Raw genomic sequence first — 21348 nt, 5'->3', positions numbered from 1 at the left:
GTAAACGCCCATGTCCATCATGTCCACCGGGACCAGCGCGCTCATCGCCTTCCAACGGGCGTTGTCGACCGTTAGCCATAACGTCGCCAACATCAATACCGAAGGCTATAGCCGCCAACGTGTGGAATTTGCAACGCGCACGCCCACCGACATGGGCTACGCGTTCGTGGGCAATGGCGCCAAGATCACCGACGTGGGCCGCGTGGCCGACCAGTTGGCCATTTCGCGCCTGCTCGACAGCGGCGGCGAACTCTCACGCCTGCAGCAGCTGTCTTCGCTGTCCAACCGCGTGGACGCGCTGTATTCCAATACCGCCACCAACGTGGCCGGGCTGTGGTCGAACTTCTTCGACTCCACCAGCGCGGTCTCGTCCAATGCCTCCTCCACCGCCGAGCGCCAGAGCATGCTCGACAGCGGCAACTCGCTGGCGACGCGCTTCAAGCAGCTCAACGGGCAGATGGACAGCCTGAGCAATGAGGTCAACAGCGGACTGACCTCGTCCGTGGACGAAGTCAATCGCTTGACGCAGCAGATCGCCAAGCTCAACGGCACTATCGGCAACAGTGCGCAAAACGCAGCGCCGGACATGCTCGATCAACGCGATGCGCTGGTGACCAAACTGGTGGGTTACACCGGCGGCACTGCGGTGATCCAGGACGGCGGCTTCATGAACGTCTTCACCGCCGGCGGCCAGGCGCTGGTGGTGGGCACCACCTCCTCCAGGCTCACCACCGTCGCCGACCCGTACCAGCCCACCAAGCTGCAGGTGGCGATGCAGACCCAGGGCCAGAATGTCAGCCTGAGCGCCAATTCGTTGGGCGGGCAGATCGGCGGCCTGCTGGAATTCCGCAGCAGCGTGCTCGAACCGACCCAGGCCGAACTCGGCCGTCTGGCGGTGGGCATGGCCAGCACCTTCAATGCCGGCCACAGCCAGGGTATGGACCTGTATGGCGCGATGGGCGGCAACTTCTTCAACATCGGTTCGCCGACCACCGCTGCCAACCCGAACAACACCGGTAGCGCCTCGCTGAGCGCCAGTTTCAGCAACATGAGCGCGGTGGACGGCCAGAACGTCACACTCAGTTTCGATGGCACCAACTGGAAGGCCACCAACGCCAGCACCGGCTCTGCGGTGCCGATGACCGGCACCGGCACCCCGGCCAACCCGCTGGTGCTCAATGGCGTGAGCATGGTGGTGGGCGGCACGCCGGCCAACGGCGACAAGTTCCTGCTGCAGCCTACCGCTGGCCTGGCCGGCACCCTGTCGGTGGCCATCACCGACCCCTCGCGCATTGCCGCGGCCACCCCGGTCAAGGCCACCGCCACGGTGGCCAACCTGGGCACCGGCAAGATCAGCGACGTCAAGGTCACCAACGCGCAGAACCCGGGGCTGCTGGCGCCGGCGTCGGTGGAATTCATCGACGCCAACCAATACACCATCGATGGCACCGGCCCGTTCGCCTACACCGCCGGCCAGACCATCAGCGCCAACGGCTGGAGCTTCGCGCTGGATGGCGCACCCAAGGCCGGCGACACCTTCGGCGTCGGCCCGACCGGCGCCGGCTCCAGCGACAACGGCAATGCCAAATTGCTGGCCAAGATCGACGATGCCAAGGCACTCAGCGGCGGCACGGTCACGCTCAACGGCGCGCTGTCGGGCCTGACCACGTCCGTCGGTTCGGCTGCGCGCGCGGCCAATTATTCGGCCGATGCGCAGAAGGTCATCAACGACCAGGCGCAAGCCAGCCGCGATTCGATTTCCGGCGTCAACCTCGATGAGGAAGCCGCCAACATGCTGAAGCTGCAGCAGGCCTACCAGGCCGCCGCACAGATGATTTCCACCGCCGACACCATCTTCCAAGCCATCCTGGGCGCCGTACGCTGATGACCGACCGTATCTCCACCAGCATGATGTACAGCCAGTCGGTCGCCTCGATGGGGGCCAAGCAGGCGCGGCTGAACCAGCTCGAATCGCAGCTGTCCAGCGGCCAGCGCCTGGTCACCGCCAAGGACGACCCGGTTGCCGCCGGCACCGCGGTGGGCCTGGATCGCGCCCTCGCCGCGATCACGCGCTTTGGCGAAAACGCCAACAACGTGCAGAACCGCCTGGGCCTGCAGGAAAACGCACTCTCGCAGGCCGGCGACAAAATGGCGCGCGTCACCGAGTTGACGGTGCAGGCCAACAATTCCTCGCTCAGCCCCGACGACCGCAAGGCGATCGCCTCGGAGCTGACCGCGTTGCGCGACAGCATGGTCAGCCTGGCCAACAGCACCGACGGCACCGGGCGCTATCTGTTCGGCGGCACTGCCGATGGCAGCGCACCGTTCATCAAGAGCAGTGGCAACGTCACCTACAACGGCGACCAGACCCAGAAACAGGTAGAAGTGGCGCCGGACACCTTTGTCAGCGACACCCTGCCCGGCAGCGAAATCTTCATGCGCATCCGCACCGGCGACGGCACCGTGGACGCGCACGCCAACGCCGCCAACACCGGGACCGGGCTGCTGCTGGATTTCAGCCGCGATGCCAGCACCGGCAGCTGGAATGGCAGCAGCTACAGCGTGCAGTTCACCGCTGCCAACACCTATGAAGTGCGCGACAGTACCAATGCGGTGGTCGGCACCGGCACCTATAAAGACGGCGAAGACATCAACGCGGCCGGCGTGCGCATGCGCATCAGCGGCGCACCGGCGGTAGGCGACAGTTTCCAGATTGGCGCTTCCACCACCAAGGACGTGTTCTCCACCATCGACGATCTGGTCGGCGCGCTGAACTCGGACACGCTGACCCCGCCGCAGAAGGCGTCGATGATCAACACCTTGCAGTCGTCGATGCGCGACATCGCGCAGGCGTCCTCGAAGATGATCGATGCGCGCGCCTCCGGTGGCGCGCAGTTGTCGGCGATCGACAATGCCAACGCCTTGCTCGAATCCAACGAAGTCACGCTCAAGACCACCCTGTCGTCGATCCGCGACCTGGATTACGCCTCGGCGATCGGGCAGTACCAACTCGAGAAGGCCTCGTTGCAGGCCGCTCAGACCATTTTTCAGCAGATGCAGTCGTCGTCGTTGTTCAACCTGATCCGCTGATTTGCCGCAGAAAACCTGGGTTTTCTTCGCTCCTGCGCGTGGGCACTTGCGCAGGCGGACGGAGTTTATTTTTCGAAGAGTTATACCAGCGCTAAAGATTGGCGGGGTGCTGCCGAATAAACCAAACCCCTTGATACGCAACGCTTACGTAGTTCGTCCTGACGCAGAAAAACAGTAAAAAAATACTGAATTCCGCTAAAGGTTCCCGATACATCGCCGTTATTCATCTCAGCAGCGGCAACGGCCAACTTGATGGCCCCCCTGCGGAGGCTCCGGGCAAGTCCCCCTTGCCGGAAAAATCGCTTAGGAGAAATCAAAATGGCACAGGTAATCAACACCAACGTAATGTCGCTGAACGCTCAGCGTAACCTCAACACCAGCAGCGCCAGCATGTCGACGAGCATCCAGCGTCTGTCTTCCGGTTCTCGCATCAACAGTGCCAAGGACGACGCCGCGGGCTTGGCGATTCGCGAACGCTTCTCCACCCAGATCCGTGGCCTGGACGTCGCCTCGCGCAACGCCAACGACGGTATCTCGCTGGCCCAGACCGCCGAAGGCGCGATGGTGGAAATCGGCAACAATCTGCAGCGTATCCGCGAGCTGTCGGTGCAGTCGTCCAATGCCACCAACTCGCAGACCGACCGTGACGCGCTGAACTCGGAAGTCAAGCAGCTGACCGCCGAAATCGACCGCGTTGCCAACCAGACCAACTTCAACGGCACCAAGCTGTTGAACGGCGACTTCTCCGGCGCGCTGTTCCAGGTCGGCGCCGACGCCGGCCAGACCATCGGCATCAACACCATCGTCGATGCCAACGTGGACGCGTTGGGCAAGGCCAACTTCGCTGCCGCTGTCTCTGGCGCAGGCGTAACCGGCACCGCGACCGCATCGGGTTCGATCACCGGTATCTCGCTTGCATTCAACGACGCCAGCGGCAGCGCCAAGACGGTGACCATCGGCGACGTGAAGGTTGCCAACGGCGACGATGCAGCGACCATCAACAAGAAGGTCGCTGCAGCGATCAACGACAAGCTCGACCAGACCGGCATGTATGCCTCGATCGACACCGGCGGCAACCTCAAGCTGGAATCGCTCAAGGCCGGTCAGGACTTCACCTCGCTGACCATGGGCAGCACCACCGGCGCTACGGGTGTCACGGTCGGCGCCGGCCTGCAGACCGCTTCGGCAGCCTCCGGCTCCACCGCAGTCACGCTGACCAACCTGGACATCTCCACCTTTGCCGGCTCGCAGAAGGCGCTGGAAATCGTCGACAAGGCGCTGACCGCAGTCAACTCCTCGCGCGCCGACATGGGTGCGGTGCAGAACCGCTTCACCTCCACCATCGCCAACCTGAGCGCCACCTCGGAAAACCTGTCGGCCTCGCGTAGCCGCATTTCCGACACCGACTACGCCAAGGAAACCGCCGAACTGACCCGCACGCAGATCCTGCAGCAGGCCGGTACCGCGATGCTGGCCCAGGCCAAGTCGGTTCCGCAGAACGTGCTGAGCCTGCTGCAGTAACTTGCAGTCATCTGCCGCAGCAGTGCGGCAGCGCTCCGCGCAGTCCAAAGCCCCTCTTCGGAGGGGCTTTTTTGTGGCCGCTGCCCTGGCACAGTGACCAGGCGGGTTTTTGACGCCGGCCGCCGGCCCTGTGCGGGTACGGAACTTGCATGACTTCATCCGTGAGTGTGATCCATCGCTGCCGCTAAAGTCCTCCCGGATGCGGCCGATACCCGTCACGTAATCCCATGCGTCCGTCTGTTTCGGACGCCCAGACGAGGAATGCAACATGGCATCGGTGATCAGCACTTCCGCCTCCGGGTTGGACATCCCTACCGTGGTGTCCACCCTGGTGTCCCGGCAGAAAGACCCCGAGCAGGCACGCATCAACAAGGCCGGCACCGCTGCGACGACGCAGCTGTCGGCAATCAGCCAGATCAAGAGCAGCATGACCACGCTCAAGTCTGCGCTGGACAAGGTGGTCAGCAGCGCCGACACCAACGCCTACAAGGCCACGGTGCCGACCGATGCCGGCTTCACTGCCACCACCACCAGCTCGGCGGCGCCGGGCAACTATTCGGTGGAAGTGGTGTCGCTGGCGACCTCGCAGAAGCTGGCATCCGGCGCATTCACTGCCGATGCCACCGTGGGCAGCGGCACGCTGACCATCGGCTACGGCGACCAGAGCGTCACCGTGGACATCAGCGGCACCGACAAGCTCACCGATATCGCTGCGGCCATCAACAAGGCCGCCGGCGGCAAGGGCGTCACCGCCAGCGTGATTACCGCCAACGATGGCCAGCATCTGGTCTTCAATGCAGTGGATTCGGGCACCAAGGGCGCGCTGACCGTCAGTGCCAGCGACCCCAGCCTGAGCAGCCTCACCTACGGGCCTGGCGTCACCGGCGGGCTGAACCAGACCGTGGCCGCGGCCGACGCGCTGGTGCGCGTGGACGGCTTCGAGCGCACTTCCAGCTCCAATACCGTCACCGACATCGTGCCAGGCGTGGTGCTCAACCTCACCAAGGCCGCCGAAGGCACCAAGTTCAACCTGGGCGTGGCAGCCGACACTAGCGGCCTCAAGGGCAACCTCACTGCCTTCGCCGCGGCCTACAACACCGCCAACACGTTGTTGAAGAACAGCAGCAGCTACAACGCCGAAACCCGTACCGCCTCGGCATTGACCGGCGACTCGTTGGTACGCGGCCTGCAGCAACAGCTGCGTGGCCAGGTCAGCGGCAACGTCAACGAACTCAAGGCGCTTGGCCTGACCATCGACAAGGATGGCGTGATGAGTTTCGACGGCGGCAAGTTCGACACCGCCATCGCGTCCGACGGCGGCGCCGCAGCCGAGGTGTTCGGCAAGGACAGCAAGTTCGGCGGCACCCTGACCAAGCTGCTCGACAGCAACGTCAACGTCACCAACGGCACCCTGACCCTGCGTTCGGACAGCTTGAACAAGACCATCAAGGGCTACGAATCGGACCTGGACGATCTCGATGCACGCATGGAAAAACTCAGCGACCGCTACACCGCCCAGTTCACCGCGATGGAAACCATGATCAGCAAGCTGCAGAGCAGCACCAGTTCGCTCAGCAGCCTGCTGACAAGCTGATTTCCGTGATGACGATCCTCAAGTCCCGCAAGGGTCTTGCCGATACAAGAAGGGCCTATCGTGATTTCGGCCTTGCCTTCCGGCAGGAGCGTCGTCGCAGGAGCACAGCGCTCCGGGACCAGCGAAGGTCAGCCCATTGAGGAGTCATCCATGTACGGTTCCAATCGTCAGTATGCCGAGCAATACCGCAAGGTCGGCGTGTCCACCAGCGTGACCGAAGCCGACCCGCACAAGCTGGTGTCGCTGCTGTTCGCCGGTGCCTGCCAGCGCATCCGTCTGGCCCAGGCCTGCCTGGCGCAGGGCGACCAGGCGCGCAAGGGCAAGGCCATTGGCGAGGCGTGTGCGATCGTCGGTCACTTGAACGGTTCGCTCGATCACGAAGCCGGTGGCGAGATCGCTGGTAACCTCTCTGCCCTGTATGACTACGTGATGCAGCGGCTGACCGCAGCCAACCTGCACAACGACGAGACTGCGTTGACCGAAGCGCTGGAGTTGCTCAGCGAAATCGACTCGGCGTGGAACTCCATCCCCCTCGAACAACGCGGTCTTTCCGCCGTTTCGTGAGTCCTGCCATGCATAGCGTGCAAAGCCTTCAAGCAGAAATCGCCGACCTCCGCATCGCCATGGCGCAAGAGGAGTTCGAGGACATGCCGCTGATGCTGGACGCCCACGACCTGCACCTGCGCCAATACGCGCAGCAGGTGGATATCCAACAGGACCGCGACGCGCTGCAGACCTTGTTGACGATGCACCAGGACCTGATGCGGATGATGCGCGAGCGTCAGCGCAAGTTGCTGGACCTGATCCGCGCACAGCGCACCTCGTCCTCGGCCAGCCGCGCCTACGCCCGGGTCGGCCGGATCTGATGTCCGCGCTCGGCACACTCGCGCCATCCGCCGATGCCGAGCTGTTTGCCGACACGCTCAGCTGCGAACTGCAGCTGCCGGCCGGCTTCCGCGCCGGGAGCGATGCCGGCGCGCACAGCGCCGCAGAAACGCTGCTGCGTAGCCTTGGCCAGGTCGAAGACCTGCGCAGCGACGAAACCAGCGAAGACCGCGGCGAACTGCCGCTGCTGGTGCAGCGCATGGATGCCAAACTCGATCTGATGCTGGCGCTGATCGGTCGCCTGGTGCGCCAGGGCGACAGCGGCCTGACCCAGGGCATGGTGCATTGGTCGGTGCGCGGAATCCGCCTGAGTTGCGCAACCACCCACGCGCCGGGCACGGCGGGCAGCGTTTGCCTGCAGCCCTCCGACTGGCTTCCTGAATTGGTACAGCTTCCTGCCACAGTGCTGGCAAGCGCTAGCGACGGCCATGATTCCTGGCTGTGGCTGCGGTTTGCCCCGCTCGCACCCGGCCTGCAGGACGCGTTGGAACGTCACCTGTTTCGCCTGCATCGCCGTCAGATCGCCGACGCCCGTCGCCAACGCTGATCCCGATGGTTGGCGCGGGGCGCCGGGTCAGCTAAGGTGCCCTTTACTGAAAATAGGTCTCTTCTGCGCCGTGCGAGTCATCATCGTCGACGATCACACCCTTGTCCGTGCCGGCCTGTCCAGGCTGCTGCAAACTTTCGCCGGCATTGATGTCGTGGGCGAAGCGAGCAACGCGCAACAAGCCCTGGACATGACATCCCTGCACCGGCCCGACCTGGTGTTGATGGACCTATCCCTGCCCGGCCGCAGCGGCCTGGATGCCATGACCGACGTGCTGCGCGCCGCGCCACGCACGCATGTGGTGATGATGTCGATGCATGACGACCCGGTGCACGTGCGCGACGCACTCGATCGTGGCGCGGTTGGTTTCGTGGTCAAGGACGCCGCACCGCTGGAGCTGGAGCTGGCCTTGCGCGCCGCCGCCGCTGGCCAGGTGTTCCTGAGCCCGCAGATCTCGTCCAAAATGATCGCGCCGATGCTGGGCCGCGAAAAACCGGTCGGTATCGCTGCCTTGTCGCCGCGCCAGCGCGAGATCCTGCGCGAAATCGGCCGTGGACAGAGCAACAAGGAAATCGCCGCCGACCTGGGGATCAGCGTCAAGACGGTCGAAACCCATCGCGCACGCATGATGGAATCGCTCGGTTGCCGTCGCGCCAACGACCTGGTGCTGCTGGCGGCCAAACACCACAACGAGCTGGTCTGACGCGCCGAACCCGATGCGTGCCGTCAGGCCAGCGACGGCAAAAACCGTGACGGGATTCCGTCGGGCATGCTTGAGCCCGCCTGCAATGTCAGGAAGTTCCTGACAGACTGTCGGGAAAATCATGAGTCACCTCACCTGACTCCCTGATTAGAAACCCGTCGCGTTGTCCTGCAAGATGCATTCCATCGCTGCTGCACGCAGCGCCCTTCGGAAGCGCTTCCATGAAGACGACCATTTCCGCCCAGCTTGGCCAGCAACTGCACCTCACCCCGCAGCTGCTGCAGTCGATCCGTCTGTTGCAACTGGACGGCATGCAGTTGGAACTGGAAATCCGTCGTGCCCTGGAAACCAATCCGTTGCTGGAGTTGGAAGAGCTGGCCGACAACGGGGACGCGGCCACCACCAACGACGATGGCGCCAGCGATATCGCCGCGTTCGACGAGCTGCCGGAAAGCACGATGTGGGACGTGCAGAGCAGCAGCTGGAACGATGGCGACGACGACCGCATGCAGCGCGTGGCCGCCGGTGAGTCCACCGACCCGCATGTGCGCATCCTGCGCGAGCTGGCGCTGGACCTGGACGAAGCGGCATTGGGGGCCGCTGCGTTCTGGCTGGAGCAGACCGACGACGCAGGGTACCTGACCGAAGCGCTGGCCACGCTGCAGCAGCTGGGCGCCACCCGTCTGGGGATGACCGTGCAGGCAGTGGAGGCGATCCGCCAACGGCTGCTGCACGGCGACCCGGCCGGCCTGGTCGCCTGCGATCTGCGCGAGTGCCTGCAGGCCCAGTTGACCGCCCTGCCCGGCCGCGTGCCGGCACGCCATCTGGCCGCGCGCATCCTCGATGGCGACCTGGAACTGCTGGCCGCGCATGACTACGCGGTTCTGGCGCGTGCGCACGATGCCGAAGTGGACGATGCGCGCGAGGCGGTGCGGCTGATCCTGTCGCTGCAGCCGCGCCCGGGCGACGACCTGCTGCAGGAAAGCAACGCCAGCGTGATCCCGGATGTGCTCGCCTGGCATGCCGATGGCAGCTGGCGCGTGGCCCTCAATCCGGCCACCACCCATCGCGTCAGCATCAACCCGGTGCACGAACGCGCGCTGGCCGAAGCCGGCGACGCGGCGCAGCCATTGCGCGACATGCTGCAGGAAGCGCGTTGGCTGACCCGCGGGCTGTCGATGCGCTACGAAACCCTGCTGCGCGCAACGCGCGCCATCGTCGAACGCCAGGCCGCCTTCCTGGCGCGCGGCGAAGAAGCGATGGCGCCGCTGACCCTGAAGGAAATCGCCGACGAGATCGGCATGCACGAATCGACGATTTCGCGCATCACCACCGGCAAGTACATCCAGACCCCGCGTGGCACCTTCGAACTCAAACACTTCTTCGCGGTGCGGCTGGAAGGCGCCAGCGTCTCCGGCCAGGCCGTCAAGGCGATGGTGCGCCGTTTGATCGAAAGCGAACCGGCAGGCCGGCCATTGGCCGACGAAGCCATCGCCGGATTGCTGTCGCGCCAGGGCGTTAATATCGCCAGGCGCACCGTTGCCAAGTACCGCGAACAACTCGACATCGCCCCGGCACGCGAGCGCCGCCGCACCAACAAACCGCTGCTTGCCCGGGCAGGATAAGGACTACTATGAGCAAACTCACCGTGCTGCTGGTCGACGACCACGAGGGCTTCATCAACGCTGCGATGCGTCATTTTCGCAAAGTGGAGTGGCTCAACATCGTGGGCAGTGCCGCCAATGGACTGGAAGCGATCGAGCGCTCTGAGTCGCTGCGCCCCAATGTCGTGCTGATGGACCTGGCCATGCCCGAGATGGGCGGGCTGCAGGCGACGCGTCTGATCAAGACGCAGGACGATCCGCCGTATATTGTCATCGCGAGCCACTTCGACGATGCCGAGCATCGTGAACACGCTCTTCGCGCGGGTGCTGACAATTTTGTCAGCAAGCTGTCCTATATCCAGGAAGTCATGCCAATCCTGGAGGGCCTGACGGAAGGAGCCAGGAATGAGTGAGTCCCGCATTCTGTTGATCGACAGTGACGCCGTGCGCGCCGAGCGCACCGTGTCGCTGCTCGAGTTCATGGACTTCAATCCACGCTGGGTCACCGACGGCGCCGACATCAATCCTGGCCGTCATCGCCACGACGAATGGATGGCGGTAATGGTGGGCTCGGCGCAGGATGCTGCGCAGGCCGATAAATTTTTCGACTGGCTGGCCGATGCCAAGTTGCCGCCCCCGGTACTGCTGATGGAAGGCAGCCCGAGCGCGTTCGCGCAGACCCACGGCCTGCACGAAGCCAATGTCTGGACCCTGGACACGCCGTTGCGCCACGCACAGCTGGAAGCCCTGCTGCGCCGCGCAAGCCTCAAGCGGCTGGATGCAGAGCATCAGGCCGGCGTGCAACAGGACACCGGGCCGACCGGCAACAGCGAGGCGGTCACCCGCCTGCGCCGGTTGATCGACCAGGTGGCGGCGTTCGACACCACCGTGCTGGTACTAGGCGAATCCGGCACCGGCAAGGAAGTGGTGGCACGCGCCATCCACCAGCATTCGCCGCGCCGCGATGGGCCGTTCGTGGCGATCAACTGCGGCGCGATTCCGCCGGACCTGCTGGAAAGCGAACTCTTCGGGCATGAAAAAGGCGCTTTTACCGGCGCGCTGACCACCCGCAAGGGCCGTTTCGAGATGGCCGAAGGCGGCACGCTGCTGCTGGACGAAATCGGCGACATGAGCCTGCCGATGCAGGTCAAGCTGCTGCGCGTGCTGCAGGAGCGCAGTTTCGAACGCGTCGGCGGTGGGCAGACCATCCGTTGCAACGTACGCGTGATCGCCGCCACCCACCGCAACCTGGAAACCCGCATCAGCGACGGCCAGTTCCGCGAGGACCTGTTCTATCGCCTCAACGTGTTTCCGATCGAGATGCCGGCGCTGCGCGAGCGCGTGGACGATCTGGCCATGCTGGTGCAGACGATCGCCGGGCAACTGGCGCGTACCGGCCGTGGCGAAGTGCGCTTTGCCGACGAAGCCCTGCAGGCGTTGCGCAGCTACGACTGGCCCGGCAACGTGCGCGAGCTGACCAATCTGGTGGAGCGCCTGGCGGTGTTGCATCCGGGCGGGCTGGTGCGGGTACAGGATCTGCCGGCACGCTATCGCGGTGATTTCGCCTCGGCCATTCCGGTCGAGCTGCCACCCGAGCCGGTGCTGGTCGCCGCACCGGTGGAGGTCAGCGATCTGCCGAGCAACGTGGTGACGCTGCAGCCCAAGACGGCCGATGCCGAACCGGCGGCCACGTCCAGCCTGCCGGACGACGGCATCGACTTGCGCGGGCACATGGCCAACATCGAACTGGCGCTGATCAACGAAGCGCTGGAACGCACCCAGGGCGTGGTGGCGCATGCCGCCCAACTGCTCGGCCTGCGCCGCACCACGCTGGTGGAGAAACTCCGCAAGTACGGCATCGACCGCGAGCAGACCGAGTTGGCCAACTGAGCGCAACCACGCTCAGGTTCCGCTCGCTGGCATAGCGCTTGCTTCAGCAGGATCACTCCGTTCGCAGCTGCCGGCTGCGACGGAATCCCGACCTTCACCAGCACCAGCCGAGGCATTGATGCCCATCCCCGTCACCAGTCCGCTGCTGCCGCCGCTGGAAGAATTTCTGCCCTATCTGGAGCGGATCTGGACCAGCCGGATCGTCAGCAACGGTGGAGAGATGCACCGCGCACTCGAACGCGCACTGTGCGATTACCTGGGCGTGCCGCATCTGGCATTGCTCACCAACGGCACCACCGCGTTGATCACCGCACTGCAGGCGCTGCGCATCACCGGCGAAGTGATCACCACCCCCTACTCGTTCGTTGCCACTGCGCACTCGCTGTTGTGGAAAAGCATCACCCCGGTGTTCGTGGACATCGACCCGGTGACGCTCAACATGGCCCCGTCGAAGATCGAAGCGGCCATCACGCCGCAGACCACCGCCATCATGCCGGTGCATTGCTATGGCACTGCGTGCGATACGACGGCCATCACGCGCATCGCCGACATCTACAACCTCAAGGTGATCTACGACGCCGCGCATGCCTTCGGCGTGCGCGATGATGGCGGCTCGATCCTGCGCCACGGCGACCTGAGCGTGTTGAGCTTTCATGCGACCAAGGTATTCAACACCTTCGAAGGCGGCGCCATTGTCTGCCCCGACGAAAAAACCTACCAGCGCATCGGGCATTTGAAGAACTTCGGCTTCGTCGACGAAACCACGGTGGTGGCACCGGGCATCAACGGCAAGATGAATGAAATCAGCGCGGCGTTCGGCCTGCTGCAGCTGCAGCACATCGACAACGCCATCGCCCAGCGCAGCGCCATCGATGCGCAGTACCGGCAACGGTTGAGCGCTGTGCGCGGTATCCGCTGTGTGGCGCGGCACGCGCATTCCAGCCCAAATTATGCTTACTTTCCGATCCTGGTGCAGGACGACTACCCGCTGGCGCGCGATGCGCTGTACCAATTGATGCGCGAGCACGGCATTCTGGTGCGGCGCTATTTCTACCCGTTGATCAGCGACTTCCCGATGTATCGCGCCCTGCCCTCCTCGGCGCCGGCATGGTTGCCGGTGGCCCGGTCGGTCGCCGCGCAGGTGTTGTGCCTGCCGATCTTTCCTGGCTTGAGCAGCGACCAAGTCGATACCATTGCCGATCTGATCGCCGGCCAACAGGCGACATGACTGCACTACGCACCACGTTCCTTCTCACTCCCCGCATCTCCAACAGGCAACCAGGCGAGACCGCATGACCCAGGCAACGTTTATCGAGAACTTCATCTCCGCCACCGACTTCCAGGAGCCGGTGGAGGTCACGCTGGACACCGTGCTGCTCGAATTGCCGGAATGGGATTCGCTGGCGGCGCTCGGCGTGATCGTGATGTTCGACATGGAATACGGCAAAACCATCACCGGCGAAGATCTCACCACTGCCATCACCGTGGGCGACCTCTACAAACTGACCGAGGCGTAAGCACCATGCCGACCTCCACGCTGCACAACGTCCGCTTTGCCGGCATGGCGACATGCGTGCCCAAGCGTGTGGTGTCCAATCTCACCGACTGCCGGCCGCAGATCCGTTCCGAGCGTGAGCGCTTGGTGCGCAACATCGGCATCGAAACGCGCCGCATGTCCCAGCCGTGGCAGTGCTTTTCGGACCTGGCCTTCGATGCGACTGAGGTATTGTTGGAAAAACTGCAGTGGAAGCGTGAGGAGATCGATGCACTGATCGTGGTGACGCAGTCGCCGGATTATCCGATTCCGGCCACCGCCATCATCCTGCAGGACCGGCTCGGCCTGTCGCATGCCACGGTCGCCTTCGACGTCAACCTGGGCTGCTCGGCCTACCCGTTCGGCATCAACCTGCTCGGCTCGATGATCGCCGCCGGCGGCGTCAAAAAAGGCTTGCTGCTGGTCGGCGACCGCAGCGCCAATCTGGAAGACCCGATCTTCTCCGATTCCGGCACCGCCACGGCGCTGGAATTCAGCGCCGACGCGCCGCCGATGTATTTCGACCTCAACAGCGATGGCAGCGGCTACAAAGCCATCATCCTGCCGGTGGGCGGGCAACGCGAGCCGGTCGCCATTCAACACTTGCTGCCTTATCGTGAAAACGAGAAGGATCGCTGGCATCAGGCCACCGATTTGCAACTCGACGGCACCGCCGTGCTCAGCTTCTCGACCCAGCGCGTTCCTCCCGCAGTCGAAAAATTGATCGCGTATTCCGGTGTAAGCAAGGATGACATCGATTATTTCGTGTTCCACCAAGCCAACCGAATGATCAACGAGACCATCCGCAAGAAGCTCGGCCTGCCGGTGGAAAAAGTACCCTCCACGTTGCGCGACTTCGGCAACACCAGCGGCGCATCGCTGCCGGTGACCATGACCGCGCGCATCAACAAGGAGCTGGAATCTGGGCCCAAGCGTGTACTTCTTTCGGGCTTCGGAATCGGGTTGTCTTGGGGCACCTGTCTGATTGATATCGAAGGCGCGGTGTTTCCGGAGTTGATCGAGTCGTGACTGCCGCCCTCGATCCGAACGACCCGTTCTCGTTGCAGGGCAAACGTATCCTGGTCACCGGTGCATCATCAGGGATTGGACGACAGATCGCGCTGAGCTGCGCGCAGATCGGCGCTCAATTGGTCATCAGCGGCCGCGACCAAATCCGCTTGTCCGAGACCTTCGCCACACTTGAAGGCACAGGGCATGAGCAGGTCATCGCCAACCTGGACAAGCAGGATGATATCGACCATCTCGTAGCGTCGGTCGGCGTCCTGGATGGCGTCGCGCACGCGGCCGGTATCGCCCGGCTAGCACCATTCCGGATGATCAACCGTGCGCATCTGGACGAAACCTTTGCCAGTAATGTCTATGCACCACTGCTGCTGACGCGCGGCCTGCTGGCGAAGAAGCGCCTCAAGGCTAACGGCTCGATCCTTTTCATCTCTGCGATCGGCTCGCACGTCGGACCTGTCGCCACTGCCGCCTACTCTGCCAGCAAGGCAGCACTGCTCGGCGCAATGCGGACTCTGGCGCTGGAAGTGGCCAGGCAGGGCATCCGCGCCAACTGCATCGCCCCCGGCTATGTGCGCACGCCAATGCTCGATGGCCTCAACCAGAGCGGCGGCAACATCGACGAGCACGCCAAACTGACCCCGCTGGGATTGGGCGAACCAGAAGACGTGGCATATGCAGCGGTATTTTATTTGTCCGACGCAAGTCGCTGGGTCACACGCAATTACTTCGTCGTAGATGGTGGCCTGACCGTGCCGATGGACATCTACGCATGAGCAATCCGACTCGCGAAGCCTTTTCCCTGACTGGTAAGACCATCCTGGTCACCGGCGCATCGTCCGGCCTTGGCCAGGAAATTGCACTGACCTGCGCGCGGCGCGGCGCGCGCTTGGTCATCAGCGGTCGCGATGCCGAACGTCTCCAGCAAACCTATGCGCAACTGGCCGGCGACGGGCATGTACAGGTGCAGGCCGACCTCACTGTTTCGGAGGAACGGGAACGCCTGGTGCAAGCCAGCCAGCGCATCGACGGCTTGGTGCACTGCTTCGGCGGGCAGATGCTGTCGCCGATCCGCCAGCTGAAGGAAGAACTGATGACGCGCATGTACCAGGTGCATTTCCTGGCACCGGTCATGCTGACCCAGCGTCTGCTGCAGGCCAATGCCATCAATGCGCAAGGCTCCATCGTGTTCATGCTGTCCACCTCTGCGCATATTGGGACACGCGGCGTGGGGCCGTACTCGGCAATGAAGTCCGGCCTGCTGGGCATTATCCGGTGCTTGGCGTTGGAACAGGCGAAGCACCGCGTGAGAGTCAACGGGATTTCGCCATCGGTCGTGCCCACTCCGCGCCTTTGGGGCGAGGACACCGGTCTCAACGAACCACTGAACCAGCAACGCGCGCGCCATCCGCTGGGTCTGGGCACACCACAAGATGTCGCCAACGCTGCGGTCTATCTGCTGTCCGACGCCAGCCGCTGGGTCACCGGCACCAGCCTGGTCATGGACGGTGGGGCGGTGCTCTGATGGAACGCGTCCTCATTATCGGCGCCAGCGGCTGGGGCCGCGAAGTCCTGGAGCAAATGCGTGGCGATGCCGGGCATGGCAAGGACTGGCTGATCGGCGGATTCCTGGACAGCCGCGCCGATATCCTGGACAGCTACGGTGTCGACACGCCGATCATTGGCGATCCGATGAGCTACCTGCCACAGCTTGGTGATGTATTCGTCTGTGCGATGGGCAATCCCTATGACCGCCACCGCTACGCTCTGCCGATCCTCGAAAAAGGCGGGCGATTCATTCCCATCTGTACCGACTTCCGCATGGGTAGGCGGGTGCATTTCGGCCAGGGCTGCTTCTTTGGCCTAATGGTCCATTCCGGGCCGGACGTGCGCATGGGCGACTTTGTCACTATCCATGCCCAGAGCATGCTCGGGCACGACGTACGGATCGGTAACTACGTGCACATTGGCGCGATGTCATTCATGGGCGGCGGCGTGCAGATTGGCGACTTCGTCACCGTGCACCCACGCGCCACCTTGATGCCAGGCGTCAAGGTCGGTGACGGCGCGGTCATCGGAGCCGGTGCGGTGGTTCTGAGGGACGTGCCGGCCGGCGCCACGGTGTTCGGCAATCCAGCCAAAATTGTGTTCCACAAAAACATACCGACAGACTGATCCATGCGCTCACGGATGCACCCCAAGTACTACCTGTCGCAGGAGATCTTTGAGCGTGAGCAGCGCAAGATTTTCCGTCGTGTTTGGTTGTTTGCAGGGCTCAAGACGCTACTGCGGGAGAACAACTGTTTCATCACCCGCAAGATTGCGGGCATTCCCGTGGTGATCCAGAACTTCCACGGCCAACTGCGTGCGTTCGAGAACGTCTGCCTCCACCGCAGTGCATTGATTCAAAGCGGTGCTATCGGTTGCCGGCCTCTTGTGTGCCCCTACCACGCCTGGAGTTACGACGACCAAGGCCGGGTAAAGAACATCCCGGACTGCGATGCGATTTACCGCTTGGACGATAGTGAAAAGGACAACTTGAAGCTGCGCGAATTTTCACTTCGCGCCATCGGCAACCTGCTGTTCGTCAACGTCGATCTCAATCCAATGCCCATCGAGGAGCAGTTTTCGCCTGACTTCATCGCCTTGCTGGAAAGTAGTTCAAGCGCCTATGACACTGAGGTCATGGTGACCACATGGCGTGGCCGGTACAACTGGAAGCTCGCTTACGAAAATCTTCGGGATGCCAATCACCCGCGCTTCGTCCACCCTAAGACCTTGGCCAAGACTGTCAGCTTCTTTGCCGAAGTAAACGAAGAACAAGCCAAGGAGTCCATGGAAGCGTTGCAAAACAGCTCGCCCGCTGCATTGAAGCGCGAGATGCGCCGCTTCAGTTTCGGCGGCCCGGAAGCCCCCATACCCAACCTTCAGCACTTCGGCTGGCACGAGAAAGTGGAACGCTGGGGCACGAATGACGCCTACTTCAACTGGTTGGCCTTCCCGAACATGCATATCGCCAGTTCCAATGGCGGCTACTCCTTCACCCTGGAACACCACATCCCCATCGCTCCTGACCGGACCGATCTGGAAATCTATTGGTTTAGCGCACGCAAGAAACAGCCTTACGGTTCTTCCAGCCAAGTACTACTGGCACAGATGCACGGCAGTAAGGTGGTGGTAGGCGAAGACGTGGACATCATGGAGCGGGTGCAGGCAGCATTGCACACAGACGCTCCGCTACCCACCCAGGGTGCCTACGAATCCATGAATCGCCTGGTCGAACGCTGGTATACGCAGCTGATGGAGACCGAACATGAAATCTAGGTGGATCATCGGCAGTAGCGAATACCTCGATCTGGCCTTTCACGCATGGAAGCAGGCACGCCAGGATGAGACTGTCATCAGGATCAACGTGCCACAAGACTCGGAACACGAGTTCGATCTTGGCGTGCTGGATGGACTGAATCCGACAGACGGGGCCATGTTCGTGGCCTACGACGAACGCTTCGGCAACTTCAAGCGCATGGAGCTGATGCAGCTGGCGATGGCGCGTGGCTTCAGCCTAGAGCCTTTCGTCAGTACTTCGGCCGTGGTCGCTGCCGATGCGGTAATCGGCCGCAACTGCTTCATCGGCGACGGCGTGGTGGTCGCCGCGGGCAGCCGTATCGACTACAACACCGTGCTGCATGCCGGGGCCAAGATCGGCGCTGGCGTGCATCTGCGCGCTTCGTGCTGGTGCGATATCGGCGTCAGCATCGGCCACGGCGCCGAGATCGGCGCGCACGCCATCCTGCGTATGGGAGCGGTGGTCGGCCCTGGCGTCCGGATCGGCCGCCACTGCGAACTGGGCTGGCCACGTCTGTATGACCGGGACGTGCCCAGTCGCGCGGTGTACGACACCCGCTATGACGAACCCATCCTGGTCTACGGACAGTAACGAAAGGAGCCGGGCCGCACGCCTATTACGCAATGAAAACCAACTACATATTCCTCTCCGGCATGGAGAAATGCGGGACCACGACCCTGGCCGGCTGGCTGACCGGAAACGGGATCGCACAGTATCTGGTCGAGGACATCAAGGAACCGCATGGCTACCTGATTCCCGGCACGCAGCCGCAACTGCCCCCACCGGCGCAACTGCCGTGGCTGGATGCCAGCGCCGGCTACTCCCACAGCCCCTATGCGATCTCGCGACTACCCGAACATGGCACCCGGATCGTGCTATGCCTGCGCAATCCCTTCGAGCGGACCTGGAGCTCCTACCGCATGAAGAAGATCAACGCCCTCCAGGATAGTGAGTCGCTGGCGCTTTCCGACAGTTACCTGAAAACCTCAGGAACCACCACAACCCGGGATGGGACGCGACTGCCAAAGATCACCGCGTCCACTATCTATCAGGAGCAGAAGAACCTTCACATACGCATGTTCCCTCGGGTTTCCTCTGGTTACGTCGAACAGCATTTCGATGCCGAGATCGATAGACTCCGACAAGGAGACTTCGCAGGCAGGCTGGATTACGAGGCAGCTTTCCTGATGACTCGCCGGAGCTTCCCCTTCATGTCTGTGCTGGTGGCGAGCTTCTACTACACCAGCATCAAAAGCTTCCTTGATCGGTACCGCCCGGAAGACCTGATCCTGGTGTCACTCGACAAGCTGAAGGAGGAGGCGAACCGCGCGAAGTTCCTGTCAAGGCTAATCGGCGAGGTACCTGAGACGGATGACGTGAAGTTTGGCTTTTCCAGCCGCGACCTGCCCTTTGACGAGCAGGAGCCCAACTTCGAGGCACCGAAGTTCGACTCGCTGCGGACAGCGTTGTCCTACGATTTGCAGCAGTACTCAGACCTACTGGCCGCGCGCGGTGTGGCCACCGACCTGCTGGACTGGGACGACTTACGTCGGCACTTGCGCTAAGCACGCGCGGTTGCCATTGCCGACGCCGCCCCCGCGCTGATGCCCCCTTTCAATAGTCAGAATCGTCGTGAGTACCTACAAATCCTGTTACATCGAGCGGGAGGACGTTGCCGCCAAGCCTTATTTCGACCCGCGTTACAACAATCCGATCGGTGTTTACCGAACACGACCAAGGGCCCAATGATGCAAACAGATATCCAAACCAAAATGAACATCGATCCCCAGTCAATGGAGGAAAATTTTCTTCTTGCTGCCCAGGGTCTGAGTGATGACCCAATGTTCGGTGTTCCCGAGGACGTGCGCCGCCTCATTGCAAAGCATGGCGATGACACCAAGGTGATCATCCTCGGTACTGGAGGTTTCGGTGGGTACTTATTAGGTCTGAAAGAGGATTGGCATTGCAACGTGATTGCCTCCGTGGACGACTTTCGCTATCACTCCGGCGCTCTGCATTACGACACGCCCATAATCTCTACGGACAGATTTGTAGAACTGGCAAAATCCAGAGACATCATCGCTTTCAATACCTGCCGACAAGATGGATCTAAGCGCTTTTTTGATCAGATATGCCGGCAGCACAACATTCCCCACATCAATTTCGAACAGGCCGTTCGCGCTTTCGGCTTGCAAGGGCGAGTCGATTACAGGGTGGACGACTGGGGACAGGAAATCGTGCGCAACGTCGCCAGATTTCAGCGTCTAGCAAAACGTTTGTCCGACGACTACTCTGCACAAACCTTGTTCTCCGTTCTGAACTTCCACCTGACCTGTGATCCGGAGTACTACCACGAAATTGAACGCCCCTATACAACCTTGTATTTCCGCTCTGGTCTGCTGCGATTCGGCGATTCGGAAAAGATGGTGGATTGCGGTGCCTCCATCGGCGAATCCCTCACCGGCCTTATTGGCGTCACCAAAGGCCAATTCTCGCGTTCGTGGATGATCGAACCTGATCGCCTCAACATAGGCACACTGAATAACGTGATGCGCCGCTATGAAGGCACGCCTCTAGGATCTAAAATCAGTCTGCACCGCTGCGGCGTTGGCGAGACGGAAACCAGGGTTCCATTCAAGCACGAGGGTGGGCACGGAGGCTTCATCAGGCCCTCGAGTGGCGATTGCGAGCCCACAGACATGATCGACGTGCGCCCCATCGACAACATCATCGACGATGCGCCCACGTTCATCAAAATGGACATCGAAGGGTCGGAACTTGCAGCCCTGAGGGGTGCGGAAAAGACGATCAAACTGTGCAAGCCCAAAATGGCAATCTCTGCCTATCACAGGTCCACCGACTTGCTGGATCTCAGCGATTTGGCGCTCTCTTTGAATCCGGATTATAAGATCGGCCTGCGCCATCACACGCAAGATCGTTGGGATACATGCCTGTATTTCTATTGACTGTCTGCCGCAAGAACTAAGTGGATTGCCGACTGATCACGGGCGAAACAATATCCGGACCGTATGGGCACTGGCGAGCACAGCCACATCGATTTCCGCCAGGGCGTGCGCGGCATTGACTGGTATCGCACCGGCGCGGAATCGCCGGGTCGGGGGCGGCACCCAAGGCTCCGCGCACCCAGCCAGGCGCAGCAACGATTGGTCGATCAGCGGCGGCAGGCCAGTGGCGGACGGCGCATCGTCATTCTGATGCTGGACCTGAAGGCGGACCGCTTTGCACTGGTGCAGACCACCACCCGTCTGGATGCGATCAACCTCTGCCGAAATGTGGTTGACCTACGCCCAAGCCGTATCAGCGATGGCGGCTTCTTAAGAGCGCCGAACCATCGCCGACCACGACAATGTCATCCATGCCGGCGCTTACCGCGGACCGGCATGCCGCATCAAATCCTCATGCTGGATGGAGAATCGTCTGCAAATCGGCGTTGGGATCGGCGGCAACAGTGTCCTGCGAACCGACGCCATCCTGAAGGCTGAGTCAAGGTGAGACTAGGCTGCGAACTTGGTTGGCCACGTGTCTACTGCGAGAACGTGCCTGCCAAGACCTCTTGCGATGCCCGATACCCCCCCCATTCATACCTACGG

Annotated in this window: 22 protein-coding genes and 1 pseudogene; 22 read left to right on the top strand and 1 reads right to left on the bottom strand. The window is 62.3% G+C overall.

Going from position 1 to position 21348, the window contains the following annotated elements; translation table 11 throughout:
• The first annotated feature begins 10 nt into the window (after positions 1-10).
• From flgK to M3O59_RS09990, 7 genes are all read left to right on the top strand, one after another.
• Positions 11-1885: a flagellar hook-associated protein FlgK gene (gene flgK, locus M3O59_RS10020; protein WP_064631230.1), complete on the top strand. Its 1875-nt coding sequence runs from the start codon at positions 11-13 to the stop codon at positions 1883-1885.
• Positions 1885-3090: a flagellar hook-associated protein FlgL gene (gene flgL / locus M3O59_RS10015; RefSeq protein ID WP_064631228.1), complete on the top strand. Its 1206-nt coding sequence runs from the start codon at positions 1885-1887 to the stop codon at positions 3088-3090. Before flgK ends, flgL begins: the two co-directional genes overlap by 1 nt.
• A 318-nt stretch (positions 3091-3408) precedes the next feature.
• Positions 3409-4611: a flagellin gene (locus tag M3O59_RS10010; RefSeq protein WP_064631226.1), complete on the top strand. Its 1203-nt coding sequence runs from the start codon at positions 3409-3411 to the stop codon at positions 4609-4611.
• A 268-nt stretch (positions 4612-4879) separates the two neighbouring features.
• Positions 4880-6205, top strand: coding sequence for a flagellar filament capping protein FliD (gene fliD / locus M3O59_RS10005; RefSeq protein ID WP_064631225.1), 1326 nt, complete (start codon positions 4880-4882; stop codon positions 6203-6205).
• Positions 6206-6355: 150 nt separating this feature from the next.
• Entirely contained in the window at positions 6356-6769 is a 414-nt protein-coding gene (gene fliS, locus M3O59_RS10000; protein ID WP_023903949.1) for a flagellar export chaperone FliS, read from the top strand.
• A gap of 8 nt (positions 6770-6777) precedes the next feature.
• The gene (locus M3O59_RS09995; RefSeq protein ID WP_064631223.1) at positions 6778-7071 is read left to right on the top strand and encodes a hypothetical protein; all 294 of its coding nucleotides are present in this window, start codon (positions 6778-6780) and stop codon (positions 7069-7071) included.
• Positions 7071-7637: a PilZ domain-containing protein gene (locus tag M3O59_RS09990; RefSeq protein WP_116905580.1), complete on the top strand. Its 567-nt coding sequence runs from the start codon at positions 7071-7073 to the stop codon at positions 7635-7637. The genes M3O59_RS09995 and M3O59_RS09990 overlap by 1 nt, the downstream gene beginning before the upstream one ends.
• Positions 7638-7680: 43 nt before the next feature.
• On the opposite strand, the gene M3O59_RS09985 is transcribed toward M3O59_RS09990, so the two are convergent.
• The gene (locus tag M3O59_RS09985) at positions 7681-7818 is read right to left on the bottom strand and encodes a hypothetical protein (RefSeq protein WP_249045509.1); all 138 of its coding nucleotides are present in this window, start codon (positions 7816-7818) and stop codon (positions 7681-7683) included.
• Between M3O59_RS09985 and M3O59_RS09980 the strand changes: the two genes are divergently transcribed.
• From M3O59_RS09980 to M3O59_RS09910, 15 genes and pseudogenes are all read left to right on the top strand, one after another.
• Complete coding sequence (locus tag M3O59_RS09980; protein WP_221205632.1) at positions 7753-8340, top strand: response regulator; 588 nt, start codon at positions 7753-7755, stop codon at positions 8338-8340. The genes M3O59_RS09985 and M3O59_RS09980 overlap by 66 nt on opposite strands.
• Before the next feature lie 221 nt (positions 8341-8561).
• Positions 8562-9965: an RNA polymerase factor sigma-54 gene (gene rpoN, locus M3O59_RS09975; RefSeq protein ID WP_116905579.1), complete on the top strand. Its 1404-nt coding sequence runs from the start codon at positions 8562-8564 to the stop codon at positions 9963-9965.
• Between the two features lie 8 nt (positions 9966-9973).
• Positions 9974-10357 carry a response regulator gene (locus M3O59_RS09970; RefSeq protein WP_005997154.1) on the top strand — a complete coding sequence of 128 codons (384 nt, stop codon included), beginning with the start codon at positions 9974-9976 and terminating at the stop codon, positions 10355-10357.
• A complete protein-coding gene (locus tag M3O59_RS09965; RefSeq protein WP_249046972.1) occupies positions 10350-11834 on the top strand; it encodes a sigma-54 dependent transcriptional regulator in 1485 nt (494 codons plus the stop codon). Before M3O59_RS09970 ends, M3O59_RS09965 begins: the two co-directional genes overlap by 8 nt.
• Before the next feature lie 118 nt (positions 11835-11952).
• Positions 11953-13062 (top strand): DegT/DnrJ/EryC1/StrS family aminotransferase, encoded by a 1110-nt coding sequence (locus M3O59_RS09960; RefSeq protein WP_116905577.1) that lies wholly within the window; start codon positions 11953-11955, stop codon positions 13060-13062.
• Positions 13063-13126: 64 nt separating this feature from the next.
• Complete coding sequence (locus M3O59_RS09955) at positions 13127-13351, top strand: acyl carrier protein (protein WP_115038927.1); 225 nt, start codon at positions 13127-13129, stop codon at positions 13349-13351.
• Positions 13352-13356: 5 nt separating this feature from the next.
• On the top strand, positions 13357-14397 hold the full coding sequence (locus M3O59_RS09950; RefSeq protein ID WP_116905576.1) for a ketoacyl-ACP synthase III: 1041 nt from the start codon (positions 13357-13359) through the stop codon (positions 14395-14397).
• The gene (locus tag M3O59_RS09945; RefSeq protein WP_064631213.1) at positions 14394-15167 is read left to right on the top strand and encodes an SDR family NAD(P)-dependent oxidoreductase; all 774 of its coding nucleotides are present in this window, start codon (positions 14394-14396) and stop codon (positions 15165-15167) included. Before M3O59_RS09950 ends, M3O59_RS09945 begins: the two co-directional genes overlap by 4 nt.
• Positions 15164-15916: an SDR family NAD(P)-dependent oxidoreductase gene (locus M3O59_RS09940; RefSeq protein WP_064631211.1), complete on the top strand. Its 753-nt coding sequence runs from the start codon at positions 15164-15166 to the stop codon at positions 15914-15916. The genes M3O59_RS09945 and M3O59_RS09940 overlap by 4 nt, the downstream gene beginning before the upstream one ends.
• On the top strand, positions 15916-16566 hold the full coding sequence (locus tag M3O59_RS09935; protein ID WP_064631209.1) for an acetyltransferase: 651 nt from the start codon (positions 15916-15918) through the stop codon (positions 16564-16566). The genes M3O59_RS09940 and M3O59_RS09935 overlap by 1 nt, the downstream gene beginning before the upstream one ends.
• 3 nt (positions 16567-16569) lie before the next feature.
• Positions 16570-17715: an aromatic ring-hydroxylating oxygenase subunit alpha gene (locus M3O59_RS09930; protein WP_116905575.1), complete on the top strand. Its 1146-nt coding sequence runs from the start codon at positions 16570-16572 to the stop codon at positions 17713-17715.
• Positions 17705-18328, top strand: coding sequence for a UDP-3-O-(3-hydroxymyristoyl)glucosamine N-acyltransferase (locus M3O59_RS09925; RefSeq protein ID WP_116905574.1), 624 nt, complete (start codon positions 17705-17707; stop codon positions 18326-18328). The genes M3O59_RS09930 and M3O59_RS09925 overlap by 11 nt, the downstream gene beginning before the upstream one ends.
• A 32-nt stretch (positions 18329-18360) precedes the next feature.
• Entirely contained in the window at positions 18361-19302 is a 942-nt protein-coding gene (locus M3O59_RS09920; RefSeq protein ID WP_239686957.1) for a hypothetical protein, read from the top strand.
• 207 nt (positions 19303-19509) lie between these two features.
• Entirely contained in the window at positions 19510-20703 is a 1194-nt protein-coding gene (locus M3O59_RS09915) for an FkbM family methyltransferase (protein ID WP_239686956.1), read from the top strand.
• 391 nt (positions 20704-21094) lie between these two features.
• Positions 21095-21348, top strand: a pseudogene (locus M3O59_RS09910) (UDP-3-O-(3-hydroxymyristoyl)glucosamine N-acyltransferase); the annotation flags it as partial.

It is taken from the genome of Xanthomonas nasturtii (assembly GCF_023337365.3).
In the GTDB taxonomy this organism is placed as follows: domain Bacteria; phylum Pseudomonadota; class Gammaproteobacteria; order Xanthomonadales; family Xanthomonadaceae; genus Xanthomonas; species Xanthomonas nasturtii.
The sequence above is the reverse complement of the archived record's forward strand: the minus strand, read 5'-3'. Positions and strand labels throughout refer to the sequence as shown.